The organism is Burkholderia diffusa (assembly GCF_001718315.1).
Taxonomy (GTDB): Bacteria; Pseudomonadota; Gammaproteobacteria; order Burkholderiales; family Burkholderiaceae; genus Burkholderia; species Burkholderia diffusa_B.
Genome location: NZ_CP013362.1, coordinates 1762933 through 1779004 on the forward strand (window position 1 = coordinate 1762933; position 16072 = coordinate 1779004).

Annotated in this window: 17 protein-coding genes and 1 pseudogene; 8 read left to right on the plus strand and 10 right to left on the minus strand. The window is 65.6% G+C overall.

Annotation, left to right across the window (positions count from 1 at the left end; genetic code table 11):
• Positions 1 to 3 precede the first annotated feature (3 nt).
• From WI26_RS08100 to WI26_RS08110, 3 genes are all read left to right on the plus strand, one after another.
• Entirely contained in the window at positions 4 to 387 is a 384-nt protein-coding gene (locus WI26_RS08100) for a VOC family protein (RefSeq protein WP_069225693.1), read from the plus strand.
• Positions 388 to 660: 273 nt separating this feature from the next.
• The gene (locus tag WI26_RS08105) at positions 661 to 1488 is read left to right on the plus strand and encodes an alpha/beta hydrolase (RefSeq protein ID WP_059594792.1); all 828 of its coding nucleotides are present in this window, start codon (positions 661 to 663) and stop codon (positions 1486 to 1488) included.
• Between the two features lie 120 nt (positions 1489 to 1608).
• Positions 1609 to 2502: a LysR family transcriptional regulator gene (locus WI26_RS08110; protein ID WP_069225694.1), complete on the plus strand. Its 894-nt coding sequence runs from the start codon at positions 1609 to 1611 to the stop codon at positions 2500 to 2502.
• A gap of 76 nt (positions 2503 to 2578) precedes the next feature.
• Here the strand turns inward: WI26_RS08110 and WI26_RS08115 are convergent, their stop codons facing one another.
• Together WI26_RS08115 and WI26_RS08120 are read right to left on the minus strand one after the other, a co-directional pair.
• On the minus strand, positions 2579 to 4036 hold the full coding sequence (locus tag WI26_RS08115) for an MFS transporter (RefSeq protein ID WP_069225695.1): 1458 nt from the start codon (positions 4034 to 4036) through the stop codon (positions 2579 to 2581).
• Between the two features lie 433 nt (positions 4037 to 4469).
• The gene (locus WI26_RS08120) at positions 4470 to 5612 is read right to left on the minus strand and encodes a hypothetical protein (protein WP_236849276.1); all 1143 of its coding nucleotides are present in this window, start codon (positions 5610 to 5612) and stop codon (positions 4470 to 4472) included.
• A gap of 221 nt (positions 5613 to 5833) precedes the next feature.
• On the opposite strand from WI26_RS08120, the gene WI26_RS08125 reads away from it, so the two are divergent.
• The 4 genes from WI26_RS08125 to WI26_RS08135 all read left to right on the plus strand — a co-directional run bounded on the left by WI26_RS08125 (position 5834) and on the right by WI26_RS08135 (position 8195).
• Complete coding sequence (locus WI26_RS08125) at positions 5834 to 6934, plus strand: NAD(P)H-dependent flavin oxidoreductase (RefSeq protein ID WP_069225697.1); 1101 nt, start codon at positions 5834 to 5836, stop codon at positions 6932 to 6934.
• 168 nt (positions 6935 to 7102) lie between these two features.
• On the plus strand, positions 7103 to 7474 hold the full coding sequence (locus WI26_RS08130; RefSeq protein WP_069225698.1) for a GFA family protein: 372 nt from the start codon (positions 7103 to 7105) through the stop codon (positions 7472 to 7474).
• On the plus strand, positions 7474 to 7614 hold the full coding sequence (locus WI26_RS32670; protein WP_167359225.1) for a hypothetical protein: 141 nt from the start codon (positions 7474 to 7476) through the stop codon (positions 7612 to 7614). Before WI26_RS08130 ends, WI26_RS32670 begins: the two co-directional genes overlap by 1 nt.
• Positions 7615 to 7739: 125 nt before the next feature.
• Positions 7740 to 8195 (plus strand): MarR family winged helix-turn-helix transcriptional regulator, encoded by a 456-nt coding sequence (locus tag WI26_RS08135; RefSeq protein WP_069225699.1) that lies wholly within the window; start codon positions 7740 to 7742, stop codon positions 8193 to 8195.
• A 111-nt stretch (positions 8196 to 8306) separates the two neighbouring features.
• Here the strand turns inward: WI26_RS08135 and WI26_RS08140 are convergent.
• The 6 genes and pseudogenes from WI26_RS08140 to WI26_RS08160 form a co-directional block, all read right to left on the minus strand.
• Positions 8307 to 9039 (minus strand): annotated as a pseudogene (locus WI26_RS08140) (GNAT family N-acetyltransferase).
• A gap of 141 nt (positions 9040 to 9180) precedes the next feature.
• A complete protein-coding gene (locus WI26_RS08145; protein ID WP_069225700.1) occupies positions 9181 to 9510 on the minus strand; it encodes a DUF4148 domain-containing protein in 330 nt (109 codons plus the stop codon).
• 72 nt (positions 9511 to 9582) lie between these two features.
• Positions 9583 to 9909 carry a DUF4148 domain-containing protein gene (locus WI26_RS08150; protein WP_069226381.1) on the minus strand — a complete coding sequence of 109 codons (327 nt, stop codon included), beginning with the start codon at positions 9907 to 9909 and terminating at the stop codon, positions 9583 to 9585.
• 65 nt (positions 9910 to 9974) lie between these two features.
• On the minus strand, positions 9975 to 10394 hold the full coding sequence (locus WI26_RS08155) for an organic hydroperoxide resistance protein (RefSeq protein WP_069225701.1): 420 nt from the start codon (positions 10392 to 10394) through the stop codon (positions 9975 to 9977).
• 122 nt (positions 10395 to 10516) lie between these two features.
• A complete protein-coding gene (locus WI26_RS32175; RefSeq protein ID WP_155768748.1) occupies positions 10517 to 10678 on the minus strand; it encodes a hypothetical protein in 162 nt (53 codons plus the stop codon).
• A complete protein-coding gene (locus WI26_RS08160; RefSeq protein ID WP_069225702.1) occupies positions 10675 to 11139 on the minus strand; it encodes a RidA family protein in 465 nt (154 codons plus the stop codon). The genes WI26_RS32175 and WI26_RS08160 overlap by 4 nt, the downstream gene beginning before the upstream one ends.
• A 357-nt stretch (positions 11140 to 11496) precedes the next feature.
• On the opposite strand from WI26_RS08160, the gene WI26_RS08165 reads away from it, so the two are divergent.
• Positions 11497 to 12429 carry a LysR family transcriptional regulator gene (locus WI26_RS08165; RefSeq protein WP_069225703.1) on the plus strand — a complete coding sequence of 311 codons (933 nt, stop codon included), beginning with the start codon at positions 11497 to 11499 and terminating at the stop codon, positions 12427 to 12429.
• Between the two features lie 111 nt (positions 12430 to 12540).
• Here WI26_RS08165 and WI26_RS08170 read toward each other — a convergent pair whose 3' ends face one another.
• On the minus strand, positions 12541 to 13254 hold the full coding sequence (locus WI26_RS08170) for an SDR family NAD(P)-dependent oxidoreductase (RefSeq protein WP_069225704.1): 714 nt from the start codon (positions 13252 to 13254) through the stop codon (positions 12541 to 12543).
• 1104 nt (positions 13255 to 14358) lie between these two features.
• On the minus strand, positions 14359 to 15774 hold the full coding sequence (locus tag WI26_RS08175; protein WP_155768749.1) for an ISNCY family transposase: 1416 nt from the start codon (positions 15772 to 15774) through the stop codon (positions 14359 to 14361).
• Between the last annotated feature and the right edge of the window lie 298 nt (positions 15775 to 16072).

The following is a 16072-nucleotide window of genomic DNA, read 5'->3' on the forward strand; positions in this document are numbered from 1 at the left end:
CACATGGCGCTGATCGACCAACTCGACCATCTCGTGCTGACCTGCGTCGATCCGGAGCGGACGAAGCACTTCTACACGGAAGTGTTGCAGATGCAGCTCGAAACCTTCGGCGCGGGCCGCCTCGCGTTCCGCTTCGGCAACCAGAAGATCAATCTGCACGTGCGCGGCGCGGAGTTCGAGCCGAAAGCGCACGTGCCGGTGCCCGGCGCGCTCGACCTGTGCTTCATCGCGTCGGCGCCGCTCGACGACGTGATCGCGCATCTGCACCGCGTCGACTGGCCGATCATCGAAGGACCGGTCGAACGCACCGGCGCGACGCAGAAGATCCGGTCGGTGTACGTGCGCGACCCGGACCTGAACCTGATCGAGATATCCGAACTGATCTGACTGACGTCCGGTTGCACCGGGCGACCGCCGTGTGGCTTCGGCATGCCGGTTCGTCGCGCCATTGCGCGTATTCGCGCATGCGCCGGCACGATGCGCGCTGCTCGACGGTCCTCTGCCGAAAGCGGACAGGCGAGCGCCGCCCGCCGCCGATTCCGGATAGCCGGCCCCGGTTGCCCTGCGCATAATGGTGCACCGGCGCCGGCCCGTCCGGCGCCTTCGCCGCGGGCACCGCGAACGTCCCGCGCATCCGCAATCCGACCAGGCGCTTCCCGAATGACGATCCTCTATCGCGGCATGAACCGCGCGGCGCTCGACGCCGCCTACCTGAACACGAAGGCCATTCCCGATTTCCCGGCAGTGCTCGCGTCCTGCCAGGCACGCAGCGCGGCGCTCTACGATGCGACGCCCGGGCAGCGCGACCTGCGTTACGGTGCCCGGGCGGCGCAGCGTTTCGACTGGTTGCGGTGCGGCCAGCCCGACGCGCCGCTGTTCGTGTTCATTCACGGCGGCTACTGGCAACACTGCGCGAAAGAAGATTTCGCGTACGCGGCCGCCGGGCCGCTCGCGCACGGCTTCGACGTCGTGCTTGCCGAATACACGCTCGCACCGACGGCGTCGATGACCGAGATCGTCGGCGAGATCGGCGCGTTGCTCGACCATCTCGCGGCCGACCCCGACGGCATCGGCACCGCCGGACGACCGATCCACCTGAGCGGTCACTCGGCCGGCGGTCACCTGACGGCCGTGCATCGCGCGCATCCGGCCGTCGTGTCGGCGCTCGCGATCAGTCCGCTCGTCGATCTCGAACCGATCTCGCTTTGCGTGCTCGACGACAAGCTGAAGCTTACCGCGCAGGAAATCGCCGCATACAGCCCGCTGTATCACATCGGGCCCGGCGCACCGACCGTCGTCGCGGTTGGCGCGGCCGAGCTGCCGGAGCTCGTGCGCCACGCGCACGAATACGCGGACGCATGCGAAGCGGCCGGCGAACGAATCGCACGCGCATGGCTGTCCGGCATGCAGCACTTCACGGTGCTCGACGACCTCGCGAAACCGGAGAGCGCGATGCTCGCCGCGTTGCAGGCGATCGCGCCGCGCTGACCGCGCCGCATTGCTGCGTCTTGCTTGAGTTCGCGCCGCGCGCGGCCGGGCGTATGATCGCCATCAGGCCGGCCTGGCGCCGTTCGCGACCGCCGCACGGCGCTCCCCAGGACCTTCATCATGGTGAATCCGCTTCATTTCGATCTGCAGTCGCTGCGTGTATTCGCGCTCGTCGCCGAGCACGGCAGCTTGACCAAGGCGGCCGAATACGGCCGGCTCACGTTGTCCGCGGTCAGCAAGCGGATCGCCGAACTCGAAAGCACGACCGGCAGCGCGCTGTTCGTCCGGCATGCGCGCGGCGTCGAGCTGACGCCGGCGGGCCGTGCGCTGCTCGACCATGCGGCGAAGGTGATCGAGCAGGTCAACCGGATGGCGCACGAGATGAGCGACTACGTCGCGGGCGTGCGCGGCCACATTCACGTATGGACCAATACGTCGGCCATTGTCCAGTTCCTGCCGGCCGATCTCGCCGCGTTTCTCACCGACCACCCGGGCATCAAGGTCAGTCTCGAGGAGCGGCTGAGCCACGAGATCGTCGACGCGCTCGTGTCCGGCAAGGCCGATCTCGGCGTGTTCGCCGACAACGTGCCCGCGCCCGGCATCGAACGCCGCCTGTACCGGCGCGACGAACTCGTGCTGCTCGTGCCGCGTGCGCATCGCTTCGCCGCGCGCGACAGCATCCGCTTCGCGGATACGCTCGATGAAGACTACGTCGGCCTGAGCGATGGCAGTTCGCTGCTCGCGCGGATGACCGACGCTGCGTTCGCGGCCGAGCGTTCGCTGAAGCTGCGCATTCAGGTGTCGAATTTCGACGGCGTGAGCCGGATGATCGAGGCCGGGCTCGGGATCGGCGTACTGCCGCGCGATGCAGTGACGGGCGAGCGCGCGGCCCGGCTCGGGGTCGTGAAGCTCGACGACGCGTGGGCGACACGCACGTTGTGGGTCGGCGTGAAGGCCGGCACCGTGCTGACCACCGACATCGCGAAGCTGTTCGATTTCATGTCGGCACGCTGACACCCGCTCGACAGCGCACCTCGCGCGATGCGCGGGCGCGGGGCACGCATTCGCATACCCCGTGCCGGTCGCCGCGTCATACCGGGTTGATGTCGTCCTGGCTGCGCCGGGTGGTCAACGGCCCGAACACGCGCAGCGTGATGGCAACGATGCCGAGCGCGGCCGAGATCACGCCGAACATCGCGCCGGCGCCATGCGCGGCCAGCACCGGCAGCAGCACGAACGGCAGCGCGCCGCTGACGATGCGCGACAGCGCGTACGTGCTGCCGATCGCGGTCGAGCGCACCCGTGCGGGAAAAATCTCCGCCTGGTACACGTGATACGCGTTGCTGAACACGTTCGATGCGCAGGTCGTCAGGAAACCAAAGCAGACGATCAACACCGTATTGCCCGAATACGCGAAGCATAGCCCGAACGCGGCAATCGACAGGATTGACCCGATCACGAGCGTGCGCCGCTCGATCCAGTTCAACAGCGGGATCGACAGCAGCGAGCCGATCGGATAGCCGATGAACGACAGTGCAATGAACAGCGTGCTGTCCGTCACATCGAACCCGCGGCTCTTGACGACCGTGCCGGCGAGGGTGCCGAAGCCGTAATAGCCGAAGCCCTGAAACAGGTGAAACACCGCGAGCATCAGGTAACGCGCGCCGTAAGGCCGGCGGCGCAGCAGCGCGATGCGCTCGCCGAGGCTCAGCGGCCGCCGTGGTTCGGCCGATGCAGCGAACTGCTCGGGCATGCGCACGCCCGCGCTGTCGGCGAAGCGGCGCGCCGCGGCATGCGCATCCGCGATGCGGCCCTGCGCGAGCAGCCAGCGCGGGCTTTCCGGCAGCCGGTGCCGGACCAGCAGCACGTACACGGCGCCGAGGCTGCCAATCGCGAGGATGATGCGCCAGCCGGCCACACCCGCGACATGCAGCGGATTGAGCCACAGCGCGAGGAAACCGACCAGCGGCACCGCGACGTACGAAGTCGTATAGGCCCACGCAGCGAGCCGTCCGCGTTTGTCTTTCGGCAGGATTTCCGACAGGAAGCTGTCGGCGACCGGGTAGATCGCGCCGACGCCGATGCCCGTCAGGAACCGGCATGCGACCAGCATGTCGGCATTTACCGAAAACGCGCCGATCAGCGAAAACGCGCTGTACCAGACGAGCGTCAGCAAGAACGCCTTGCGCCGGCCGATCCGGTCGGCGAGGCTGCCGAGGCACATTGCGCCGACGAACATCCCGATGAATGCCGATGCCAGCAGCAGCTTGAAATCGGCGCTTTGCCGGCTCAGCCCGTATTCGTTCTGCAGCGCGGAACCGATCGTGCTGACGAGGAAGATCTCGTACATGTCGAAGAACAGCCCGATGCCGATCACCCAGACGACGAACCGGTGCAGCGCACCGACCGGCAGGTCGTCCATGAATTCGCCGAGCGTGATGCCGCGCACGGGCAGGGCCGTCGCGGCGGCGGCGGCCCGGGCTGCGGACGGTACGGCGGGCGAGGGTCCGCCCGCGGTGCCGCCGAGGTCGAGGGATTGGCTGTTCATCGTGTCTCCTGATTATCGAGTTGCCGTGGCGCGATGCCCGGCCGTTCGCGGCCGGCCCTGCGGGTCCGGTCGCGCGACGCGGCGCGCGTGCCCGCCAGGCCCGCGAAAGGCCGGCTGCATGGGGTGCGCCGATCGTCCGACACATGGTCGGCGAATTCGCGAGGCGCGATAATTGCGGATGCTTCAAGCATCCTTTCCTGCGCAGAAAGGCTGCGGAACGCCCGCAGGGCGGGCCCGGGATGACGGTCTGGCTGCTGCGGGAATGCGAGGGCAGGGAAAACCATGGGTGGCGCTGCGTGCGTTCGGCCGTCTGCGATGCCGTACGGAGCGGCATCGGGAGGGCCGGCCGGCGCTATGCAACGGAGCGGCAAGCTCAGGCCTGCGCATTCGTCGTGCGACTACCGCTGCTCGACGTGGCGCGCCGCATTGCCGCTCATTGCGACGCGCGCGGGTCAGTGCATCCGGCTGTCACCGTCTGCCCGGCATCGACATTGGGGGCAGGGGCGGCGTCCGCGCGTTCCTGGCGGACCGTATCCGACGCAACTGCCTGCAGCCTTGCTGCCATGTCCGGCGCGATGCCGAGTTGCGCGGCCGCTTGCTCGCCCGGGCCGAACGTACGTACGTCGACGCCGGCGATCTGTTGAAACAGCACCAGCGCGCTCAGGTAAGCGCCCAGCACGCCCGGATGCAGATAATCGGGCCGCGAGATCGGCGGGTCGTTCTGCGCGCGCATGCCGTACCACAGCAGCGGCGCGCCGGACGGCGCATACGGGTCGGGATCGGCAACGCCGGCCGTCCACGCGTGCTGCCACGCGCGGCCGACCGGCACGACAGCGGCGATCGACGGATCGGTGCGGCGCGCGCCTTCGTATGCATCGCGATATGCGGCGACGAGTTCGGTAAGGCGATCGAAGTAGCGCGCGTAAAAACCGGCGCTGTCCGACTCGCCCGCCAGCGCTTTCGCGAGATCGGCACGCGGCCAGGTTTCATACAGATAGACACGCGCTTGCGGCGCCGCCGCACGAATGCCGCGCGCGAGCTTCGCGACGCTCGCACGGAAGCCTGCCGGATCGCTGGCGCGGCTGTGCGTGAGCGTAAACGGCAGCGGCTTCGCGCTCAGTTCCTGCAGGACCACCACATCCCACGTGGGCCGATCGATCACGTCCGATGCGACACGGCCATGCTGCGCGAGACTCGTCGCCGATATCGCTTCCAGATGGACCTCGTAGTCGAGTCCGGCTTCGGCGGCGAAGCACGCGAAGATGCCCGGAATCCCGCCCCACGGGCCCGGCTCGCGTTCGGCGCGAGCCCCGGTCTGCCCGAAGTTTTCGTCCACGACCCGCGCGGTGCCGCCGTCGTCCTTGCTGCCGGAGCGCATCGCGCCGTACGAGCGCACGGGCGCGTAACGGCCGTGCGTGAGACTGTCGCCGACGAACAGGATGCGTTGCGGCGTGCGCACGGGCGACCCGCGTGGCAAGTGGGTGGCGGCCGAGGAGGCCGTCGCCGCCCCGGCAACCAGCAACGCCGCGACGCACATCGACGCGAAACGCAAGATCGGGCAAAGGAACAGGGGCATGGCGGGCATTTCATTCATCGTGGGTTCGGGAGGCACGCGTGGCCGCAGTATTTCACGAAGCGGCTCGTCGGGGCATATGCCGTTCGGCAGACTTGGATGCGTTGTCCCGGTCCGCTATCCTGAGCGCTGAATTTTTGAAACGCGGCGCGCCGGCACATCCCACGTGCCACCCGCCGCACGCTTCCCGTTTGCGTTCACGCTGCCTACAGGAGACGCTCGACATGATTCCCTCGCCCGACAACCGAACGCTGTTGCGCACGCTCGGCATCCGCACCCCGATCATCCAGGCGCCGATGGCCGGCGTCAGCACGCCCGCGCTGGCGGCCGCCGTGTCGAATGCGGGCGGGCTCGGCTCGCTGGGCGTCGGCGCGACGAACGCCGACGGCGCGCGCAAGATGATTCGCGACACGCGCGCGCTCACCGACCGGCCGTTCAACGTCAATCTGTTCTGCCACCAGCCGGCCCGCGCAGACGCAGCCGTCGAACGCGCGTGGCTCGACTGGCTCGCGCCCGCGTTCCGCGAACAGGGCGCGACGCCGCCGGCGTCGTTGTCGGAGATCTACACGAGTTTCGTCGCCGACGACGCGATGCTCACGATGCTGATCGAAGAAAAGCCGGCGGTCGTCAGCTTTCATTTCGGGTTGCCGTCCGATGAGGCCATCGCCGTGCTGAAGCGCGCGGGCGTCACGCTGTTCGCGTCCGCGACGAATCCCGACGAAGGCCGGCAGATCGCCGCGGCCGGCATCGACGCGATCGTTGCGCAGGGCATCGAAGCCGGCGGGCACCGTGGCGTATTCGACTCGACGGCGCATGATGACCGGCTCGGTACGTTCGCGCTGACTCGCCTGCTGGTGCGCGAATGCGCGCTGCCGGTGATCGCCGCGGGCGGCATCATGGACGGCGACGGCATCGCCGCCGCACTCGCGCTCGGCGCGCAGGCCGCGCAGCTCGGCACCGCCTTCGTCGCGTGCCCGGAGACGTCGATCGACGATGGTTATCGCCGCGCGCTCCTCGGCGACGCGGCGCGCCGCACGACCTTTACGACCGCGATCTCCGGACGGATCGCGCGCGGCATCGCGAACCGGCTGACCGCGCTCGGCGACGATCCGCACGCACCGGCCACGCCGGCCTATCCGATCGCATACGACGCGGGCAAGGCACTGCATGCGGCCGCGAAGGCGAACGGCGAGTTTGGCTACGGCGCGCAATGGGCCGGGCAGGCGGCGCCGCTCGCCCGGTCGATGCCGGCAGCCGAACTGTTCGCGACGCTCGAACGCGAAACGCGGGCGGCCATCGCCCATTTGCAGCACGCGCTGGACTGATTTCCGGGCCGCATACGGCGCAGCGGCACTTGGCAAATGCGCCGCAATGCGCATGGCCGGGTACAAAATTGCAACGTTCTGTATCCGCGTGCGGCGTAGATACAGCGTGATACAACGCGTCGGCGACGGGCCGTTATAAAGCGGACATGACTACTTGAGGAGCACGACATGTCTGCTACATGGTTCAACGGATCCTGCCATTGCGGTGCCGTGAAATTCGAAGTCCGGACTGCGATCGAGCCGGCGGCCCGCTGCAACTGCAGCCTGTGCCGTCGGCGCGGCGCGCTGATGAGCCCGATGTTCCCCGCAGCCGACCTGAAGATCGTCGAAGGCGAGGGCGCGCTGACGTTGTACCGCTTCAACACGCACACGGCCCGTCACTATTTCTGCAGCCGCTGCGGCGTCTATCCGTTCCACCAGACGCGCAAGGATCCTGCGTGCTGGCGCGTCAATCTCGGCTGCCTCGACGGCGTCGATCCGTATGCACTCGATGCGACCGTCGCCGACGGCGCAAGCCTTTCCGTCGTGGAGGATGCTTGATGCGCTGGCTGATGATCCTGCTCTTCGCCGCAGGCGGCTTGGCGACCGAAATCGCGCACCCGGTGCAGTGTTCGCTGCTGACGATCAGCCGCCAACGGACCGGCGACCGGCGAGGTCGAAACGACGGCGAGCGAGATTGAGCCGGGGCAGGCGCCCTGGTGTCGCATCGTGTTGATCGGAAGCGATAATCATGCTTCCGATAAGATCGCACGCGACATATAATGCGTTCATCTGCGACACGAACCACTGTCGCTGGAGGACGCTCATGAAACCGACCGAAGCACAATCGCCCGCTACACCGAAGCTGTCCGAGTTCCTGTGTTTTGCGATCTACTCGACGAATCTTGCGTTCGGCAAGGCGTACAAACCGATCCTCGAAGAGCTCGGCCTCACGTACACGCAATACATCACGATCATCGCGCTGTGGGAGGAGGGTAATCAGACGGTCGGGCAACTCGGCGAAAAGTTGTTCCTCGAATCGAACACACTGACGCCAATCCTGAAGAAGCTCGAGGCGATGGGCTATCTGGAGCGGCACCGCGATCCGTCCGACGAGCGCCAGGTGCTCGTGAGCCTGACGAAAAGCGGCCGCCGGGTGCGCGAGAAGGGGCTCGACATGAACCTGATCGAAGCCACCGGGCTGAAACCCGACGAATTCGCGAAGATGCAGAAGGCCATCGTCACGCTGCGCCGCAACCTGATCGATTCGATCGACGAATAGACGAATAAACGCCGGCTCGATGTCGAGCCGGCGATGCGATTGCCGCCGGCGTCCTCCGCAATTTCAGTACGTTTCCCGCAGTCAGGACCGCCGCATCGCCGCAACCGGTCTTTATGGTTGGCCCGCCCCGGTTTCCTCGCGCCCCAGCACCAGCAAATGCATGTCGCGGCGCGTCACGAAGCCGAGTGCGCGATAGCGCTCAATCGCGCCGTGATTCGACGTGAGCACATGCAGGAACGGTGTTTCCGCCCGCGCGCGAATGGTCGCGACCAACGACCGGATCAGTCCGGCCGCGAGGCCTTGACCCCGGAAAGCCGGATCCACGCACACGGCGCTGATCTCCGCATGATCGTCGACCCTCAACCGCTGACCGGCCATTGCCACGAGCCGGCCTTGCCGGCGAACACCGATATAGCCGCCGAATTCGACCGTGCGCGGGCCGAACGGTCCCGGTTCCGTCGCCGCGATCAGTTCGAGCATCTCCGGCACATCGGCTTCGGTGAGCCTGATATGCATCCAAGGGATGCACTCCGTCGAGCGTTCCTCGCCAGATCATCTGATACAGCGTCGCACGCCGGATCACGGAAAAACCCGTTGGCGTCGGGATCTCGTCCGGCGTGACGAGTGCCGCGGGTCCATGCGCGCCGATCAGGCCGTGCAACGCGTCGAAAGCGGCCGGGCTGCGGTCGGCCATCCCGGCAAACGGCGCGAGCGCCGGAGCAAACCGGCGCGCACGCGCGTCGCCGAGGGCGAAGCGCTGCTGCTCGCCGGCGAGTGCATGCCATACGGCATTATCGAGCGGATGCGATCCGCTTTCTTCCTGCTCCGTCGTTCTTTCCCGCATCGCCCGCTCCTTGATTGAAGACCGCCCGTCGCACAGCATAGACGCGATCAGCAGGACACGTTGCAGCAAACAATAAGGCGCATGCGATTACATCGCATGCGCCTTATTTGACGGATGACGTTGCCGATTTCGCCGCGACGCTCAATGACCGAAATAGATCGAGCGCTCGGCGGTGCGCATCGCGATGCGACTGCCGAATTGCGTCGCACCGTCAGCGTTGCTGCCGTAACCCGCTGCTTGGGTGTCGGCCGCCGTCGCGGCGTTGTCGCGAACTCGCTTCAGTGCTGCCTGCAGGTTGTCCGGATAGTTGGGATCATTCGGGCGATTCGGCAGGTAGCCGGCCTGTTGAAGCGCGGCCAGCTCCGCACGCACTTGCGCACGCGTCACCGTGCTTTCGGTCGCGAAGGCCGGTACGGCAACGGAAGCCGACACGGCGACAAGCAAGGCTGCAATCAGTTGGGTCTTCATCATTTACCTCGATGGAAAAAAGTGATCGGAATGTGAACGGCGCACGCCGGAAACCGGCGTCGATTGCGACTTCGTTCAATGGCCGAAGTAGACCGAGCGCTCGACGATGCGTGCGACATGACGGCTCCCCGATTGCGTGGCGGCTGCGGCGTCGGCGCCATAACCGGACGCCGCCGTGTCGGCTGCGACGATGTCGTTCGCGTGGATACGCGTCAGCGCTGCTTGCAGGTCGTCCGGGTAATGCGGATCGTTCGCGCGTCCCGGCACATAGCCGGCCTGCTGCAACTGGACGAGTTCGGCACGCACTTGTGCACGCGTCACGACGGCTTCCCCGGCAAAGGCCGGCACGGAAACGGCAGCGGACACGGCAACGAGAAGAGCGGCAATCAATTTGGTTTTCATCATTCACCTCGACAAGAAAATGGCGGAACGTTGGGAAGGCAGCACGAGACCGCCCGGCGCATTGCTCAGACGACGCGGATCTCGACGTCGATGTTGCCGCGCGTCGCTTTCGAATACGGGCAGGTCTGGTGTGCGGTGTCGACGATGTGCTGCACGATGTCACGATCGATCCCCGGCACGCTCACGTTCAGGCGAGCCTGCAGGAAGTACGCGTTGTTGCCCGTACCCAGGTCCACCTCGGCATCGACAGCGAGATCGGCCGGCAGCGTGACCTTCGCCGCGCGCGCCGCGAGTTGCATCGCGCCGATGAAGCAGGCCGACCAGCCGGCCGCGAACAATTGTTCCGGATTCGTGCCGGTACCGGCGCTGCCGGGCGACGACAGCTGGATGTCGAGGCGACCGTCGGAACTGCGAGCCGTGCCGTCGCGGCCGCCGGAAGTCGTATGGGTCTTGCCCGTGTACAGTACTTTTTCGATCTTGCTCATCGTTCACTCCGTCAGGTAGGAAGGTTTTGTCTGATGCGATTCGATCGCATGCGATGCAGTTTGGTCGAGATGACATACCGAGTCAAGCGCGTTCGATTAAATCGCATGCGATATTTTGTACTTCAATGTATCAGGATCGTGCCGAACCTTGCCGTACAAGGCTCGGCGACGATCAATGCCCCATATTCAAAATTCAAAAGACGACTTGGATTGGAGGTTTCGGCGATGGCAGGGCAGGTCGCCGTCACGATCGCGGCTGCCCCCGGCCTGCGCAACTCGGTCATGCCGGATGAATTTCGGCGATCACGACCAGAATCACCGTCGCGTCCGCCGGCAACTGGCGATGGGAAAAGGCCGAGCGCGCGTGCCCGGCCTTGCTGCCCAGCACCTTGGCGAACAAGTCGGAAGCGCCGTCGATCACGGCCGGCTGACCGTGGAAACCATCCGCCGACGCGACGTGCCCCTCGACACGCACGACATGATGCAGGCGATCGAACCCGCCGAGGTGCTTTCCGATCTGCGCAAGCACGTTCAGCGCCGCGAGCTGCGCCGCACGCCGACCGTCATCGATGCTCCGTTGTTCGCCGACGCGCCCCGTATAGACCAGCTCGCCATCGACGAGCGGCAATTGCCCGGAAATGAACAACAGGTTACCGGCCTCGCTGACGGCCGTGTAGCTGCCGAGCGGTTGCGGCGGTTCGGGTAGCGTGAAGCCCAGTTCGGCCAGATTCTGCTCAATGGTCATGGCATTCTCCTGCGGGAATCGTTGATGAGTTGGCCTCGGTGCGAAAGCGTGACTCGCCGGGGCCTCTGTCAGTCACTCTAGTGACGCGGGTGGGGACGGTAAATATCGTTCGCGCAATTGACTCGACACACGATGTAACGAATCGGCCGCCGCGAGCGCGTACCGCCAGTGCCGCCCGGCCGCGCCTGTCGCCGTCGCGTGCACGCTGGTTTCCCTGCGGGGATTCGTGCACACTCGGTGCTTCGGCAGTCTCGCCGTGGAACAACGCGCGCTCGCGTACCGGGTGTGCAATGTCTCGTTGCAGGCGTACACCGGGTTCGCCATCGCGCCAAGACACGAGGAAGCAGGAGCCGCCCCATGCAGCGAAAATTCGATGACCTCCTGCTCGGCAGCATCGAGCTGTTCTGCCTGGCAGCCGAACTCGGCAGTTTCACGCTCGCCGCGACGGCTGCGAGCGTCACGCCGGCCGCAGTGAGCCGATCCGTCGCGCGGCTCGAGGAGCGTCTCGGCGTACGTCTGTTCGTACGGACGACGCGCCAGATCCGCCTCACCGATTCCGGGCGACGCTATTTCGAGCAATGCCGCGATGCGTTGTCGCAGCTCGTCGACGCGGAACGCGAAGCGACGGGGCAGCAGGCAACGCCGGCCGGCGTGCTGCGCATCAGCATGCCGACGCCATACGGACACTATCGCGTGCTGCCGCTGCTGCCCGCGTTTCGCGAGCGGTACCCGGAAGTACGCGTCGAAACCCATCTCAGCAATCGCAACATCGACTTCGCCGAGGAGGGTTTCGACCTTGCGATCCGCGGCCGCGCGCCAGCCGATTCGAGCTTGGTCGCCCGCAAGCTCGAGGACGCCGAACTTGTCGTTGTCGCGACGCCCGGGTATCTCAGGCGCGCCGGCGTGCCGCGCACGGTCGACGATCTGCACGCGCACGAGTGCATCCAGTTCGAGCTCCCGAGCAGCGGCAGGCCGATTCCATGGCTGTTCAACGACGGATCTGCGGAAATCGACGTCGCGACGACGGGCGGCTACGGCACGTCGGGCGACGTCCTCGCCGGCGTCACGCTCGCGCGCAGCGGGGCGGGCCTGTTCCAGACTTATCGCTTCATCGTCGAGCGCGATCTGCGGGAAGGCATGCTCACCGAGGTGCTGTCCGGCGCGGGCGGGCGGTCGCGGCCGTTCATGCTGTTGTATCCGCATGCACGTTATTTGTCGTCGCGCGTGCGCGTCTTCGTCGACTTTCTCGTCGAACATCTCGAGCAGGCACCCGGCAAGCGCGCGAACTAGCGCGGCCGGCCATGCCCGCAACGAGGCGAAGCAGGGCGCAAAGGCCGCGCCTGCGCCGGCATCGGGGCACCGCGCACCATCCGAGCCGGCGCATGTTCACGACGTTGCTGCTCAGTGCCCGGCGCTCTGGCCGCCATCCACGTGCAGGATCTCGCCGGTGACGAACGGCGCCGAATCGAGATACAGGAGCGCGCCGACGATGTCGCTCATCTCGCCCATCCGGCCGACCGGATGCAGTGAGGCGAGCGTCGCGTGCGTGTCGGGCGCGTGCATCGGCGACTTGATGATGCCCGGCGACACGGCGTTCACGCGGATGCCGGCCTTCGCATATTCGATTGCGAGCGACTTCGTCGCCGCGTTGAGCCCGCCTTTCGTCAGCGACGCGAGCACCGACGGCACATTGCTGTTCGCGTGGTCAACGAGACTCGTCGTGATGCTGACCACGTGACCGCCGTCACTTCCGTTTCGCTGCATCGCCGCAATCGCACGCTGCGTGACGTGGAAGAAGGCGTCCAGGTTCACGCGGGTGATGGCAGCGTAGTCGTCCGCCGTGTATTGCGTGAACGGCTTCGCGATGAAAATGCCCGCATTGTTGACGAGCGTGTCGACCCGGCCGAAGTGCTCGATGGCGGCGTCGACCACGCGGCGCGCGACAACCGGGTCGCCGATGTCGCCCGCGACGGTGACGAGATCGGGGTCGTCCGACGGCCCGATAGAACGGGACGTCGCGACCACGCGGTGGCCCACGGCGCGGAATGCGTTGACCGTTGCGGCGCCGATGCCTTGCGATGCGCCGGTGACGATGATGACCTTGGAAGTACTCATGATATGCCTCGACAGGTGATTGGTTTTCGGCGTCAGCGCCGACCGGATCGATGAATCCGATGGACGCTACTCTAGGCGCGTCGGGCCGGTGTTCGAATACCCGCCATGGACCAACAGTCTTGCGTCGCGGGAACAAATGCGGGGAAGAGAGGCAGACGGCCTTAGCGCAGACGGTTGCCGGCGGAGATGGACCGCCACGACGGCCAATGCGGCGTCATTCATGCCGGGCGGCATGCGTCGATCGTTGTGAATTCGAGGATTGCGCAGCGCAATGGCCCGACCGTTGGTTACGCGTCTTTATCATGCCTATCCGGATAACTTTTCTTATCACAATAGTATTGTTTTTCACGCAAACCTCCGGATACGAAAACGCGCCCGACCCGACCGTCGTGCGCCTAGTCGAACGGCTTCCCAAGTGGATCAGGGCAGGGCATGCCGTCGCACATGGCTGCTTGGTGCGCTACCCGGCGCTCCGAACACGATTGTCCAGGACCACGCGCTGGAACACATATCCAACATGCTCTGGACGCAATCCGACGCGTTGCTGGCACTCACGCGCGCCTCGATCGATGCGTCCGAGTCGAACCCGAAATGGCAATTGGCCGCGCGACTCGGTGGGCGGGGTTCGCATGGTGCCGAGGCTGAAGCACTCTGTTGCGCCTGATGGACGACGTGGACGAATATGTGCGCCGGCGCGCGTTGCTTGCGTTGGGCGCAATGAGGTCCGCTCATGCCGAAGCGCTCGCGGAACGTGCCTGGCGCACCGGACACGAATATCAGCGGATTGCCGCGTTGTCCGACGCGCTCGCGGCTGGTAGACCTTGGGCGGGCGTTGCCGGCGCGGCACCTAGCGGCCAGCGTCGGTCATCAGCTTGCGGACCGTTTCCTTGGCCAGCCGAATGTTGTGGCTTTCGTACAGTTTCTCGTAGGCCAGCCAGCTTACGATGGGTCGAAAAGCGGACATTACAACTTAGCCGCCACAACGAATGTCATACCCAGATTCAGATGTCGCAGCGCCAGCTAAATACAAATGTCGCATGTTTCATCGACTTTCTCGTCATTCAGCGTTGAAGCGCCGAGCCTGAAGCAGCAGGGCGCTTACGCTCATCCGCGGGCCGTGGCAGACCGCCGCTCAGTTCCTGCTTTTGATGCGACCTCCAGAATCGCCGCCTCCATGTCAGCCGCCGTGAACCGGCGCGGCTTCTTGGTGCCAGGTTGCGCTTCGTTCTCCCGCACCGGCAGCCCTCGATGCGTTCGCGACGGCGCGGTTCCGATCCGCCGGCTGTCGCGCTGCGCCTGAAACGCTTGTGCCACTTGCAGCGCGTGACTTAGCCGCTTGTGGTCCACGATGGCGCCTTGATCGACCTCGGCCAGCCGGTCATAGGACTGAGCTGCCAATATCTGACCGGCTGCTCGGATTTCGATCCGACCATCCGGGTACTCCCACACCTCGACGTCGCGATGTATCCACGCTCGATTCCCCGGCGTATCGTCCAGCAGGTACAGCACCCGGTCGTATTGCACCGTCAACGCCTTCGTGACCCGGCGTGTCTCACGCCAGGTCAGCAGCAGGTCCAGATCCTCGTCGGATCGCAGCGGCCGATGCGCATCAAAGCCGCTGCGCGGCGGCTTCCCGAAGCGCGCGTTATACGTAGCGATGAAGGAGGGCGCATAAGCGTTGGCATCCGCGACTGTGCTGATGCCGCGCAATCGTAGCTCCTTGACCAATCGGTCCTGCAGCGTCAGGTGCGCACGCTCGACACGCCCCTTGGCCGAGCTACTGTTTGCGCAGAACGTGTCGATGTTCAACTCATACATCGCGCGGCCGAAGTGCGTGACGCTCTGGCCGGTCTTGCCGGCGCTCGTATTGCGGAACACGCTGTATTTGTCGCTGTAGAACGCTACCGGCTTACCATGGCGCTCCAGATATGCCCGCGTGGCCTCGAAGTAGCTGAAGGTCGATTCGGTCTGCGTGAAATGCAGCATCATCAACCGACTCGTCGCGTCGTCCACATACACCAGCAGCGTGCAGGCCGGCGCCCGTTCCTCGAACCACCGATGATCGCTGCCGTCGATCTGGATCAGTTCGCCCAGGCACGCGCGTCGGGCTCGTGGCTGATACACCTTCGGCGGCCGCTGTCGACGCGGAATCCAAAGCCCAGCGTCCATCATCAGCTTCCTGACCGTCTCCTTGGCCAGCCGAATGCCGTGGCACTCCCAGAGCTTCTCGCACGCCAGCGTCGGCCCGAAATCGGCGTAGCGCTCGCGAATAACGGTCAGGGCACGTAACGCCAGCCCGTCGTCGAGCTTGCGGTTGCCCGGCCGGCCGCGACGGCCCGAAGCTACGCCGCTGGCTCCTTGCTCTCGATATCGGATGATCAGCCGTTCCACCTGGCGCACGCTCAGGCCCAGCCGTTCAGCCGCACGCCCAGGCTTCAAGCCCGTGTCCACCACGGCCTGGATTACCTTGAGTCGATCAAGCTCTCGCATCGTCAGTGTCACCAATCCGGCTGGCTGCATGGTCGGCTCCCGGGCTTACTCAACGAGCCGTCCAGCATGCCAGCAGTCAAAAACACGACATCTGTAAATAGCCACAACACGACATTAGGATATGGCTGCTACAACGAAAACTGTCGATAATTATGATTATGTCAAATATGAAATTCACTCACCGACACGACTGAAATCCCGGTCACACGCGACCAGAATCCTGCCTCACCGGTCGCTCGCAGCAGCGATTCTCAACGTGAACGCCCCGCAGCAAAACCGGCGACACGCAATGCCTCCGACGGCTGCCCACCGGACGCCGTCTCCGACC

Bases quoted from the DNA above. Each gene is read 5' to 3' on its own strand.
- WI26_RS08110 (WP_069225694.1), top strand. From the start codon at position 1,609: ATGGTGAATCCGCTTCATTTCGATCTGCAGTCGCTGCGTGTATTCGCG.
- WI26_RS08165 (WP_069225703.1), top strand. From the start codon at position 11,497: ATGCAGCGAAAATTCGATGACCTCCTGCTCGGCAGCATCGAGCTGTTC.
- WI26_RS08170 (WP_069225704.1), bottom strand. From the start codon at position 13,254: ATGAGTACTTCCAAGGTCATCATCGTCACCGGCGCATCGCAAGGCATC.
- WI26_RS08120 (WP_236849276.1), bottom strand. From the start codon at position 5,612: ATGCCCCTGTTCCTTTGCCCGATCTTGCGTTTCGCGTCGATGTGCGTC.
- WI26_RS08135 (WP_069225699.1), top strand. From the start codon at position 7,740: ATGAAACCGACCGAAGCACAATCGCCCGCTACACCGAAGCTGTCCGAG.
- WI26_RS08145 (WP_069225700.1), bottom strand. From the start codon at position 9,510: ATGATGAAGACCCAACTGATTGCAGCCTTGCTTGTCGCCGTGTCGGCT.
- WI26_RS08115 (WP_069225695.1), bottom strand. From the start codon at position 4,036: ATGAACAGCCAATCCCTCGACCTCGGCGGCACCGCGGGCGGACCCTCG.
- WI26_RS08160 (WP_069225702.1), bottom strand. From the start codon at position 11,139: ATGACCATTGAGCAGAATCTGGCCGAACTGGGCTTCACGCTACCCGAA.
- WI26_RS32175 (WP_155768748.1), bottom strand. From the start codon at position 10,678: ATGACCGAGTTGCGCAGGCCGGGGGCAGCCGCGATCGTGACGGCGACC.
- WI26_RS08105 (WP_059594792.1), top strand. From the start codon at position 661: ATGACGATCCTCTATCGCGGCATGAACCGCGCGGCGCTCGACGCCGCC.
- WI26_RS08150 (WP_069226381.1), bottom strand. From the start codon at position 9,909: ATGAAAACCAAATTGATTGCCGCTCTTCTCGTTGCCGTGTCCGCTGCC.
- WI26_RS08100 (WP_069225693.1), top strand. From the start codon at position 4: ATGGCGCTGATCGACCAACTCGACCATCTCGTGCTGACCTGCGTCGAT.
- WI26_RS08155 (WP_069225701.1), bottom strand. From the start codon at position 10,394: ATGAGCAAGATCGAAAAAGTACTGTACACGGGCAAGACCCATACGACT.
- WI26_RS08175 (WP_155768749.1), bottom strand. From the start codon at position 15,774: ATGCAGCCAGCCGGATTGGTGACACTGACGATGCGAGAGCTTGATCGA.
- WI26_RS32670 (WP_167359225.1), top strand. From the start codon at position 7,474: ATGCGCTGGCTGATGATCCTGCTCTTCGCCGCAGGCGGCTTGGCGACC.
- WI26_RS08125 (WP_069225697.1), top strand. From the start codon at position 5,834: ATGATTCCCTCGCCCGACAACCGAACGCTGTTGCGCACGCTCGGCATC.
- WI26_RS08130 (WP_069225698.1), top strand. From the start codon at position 7,103: ATGTCTGCTACATGGTTCAACGGATCCTGCCATTGCGGTGCCGTGAAA.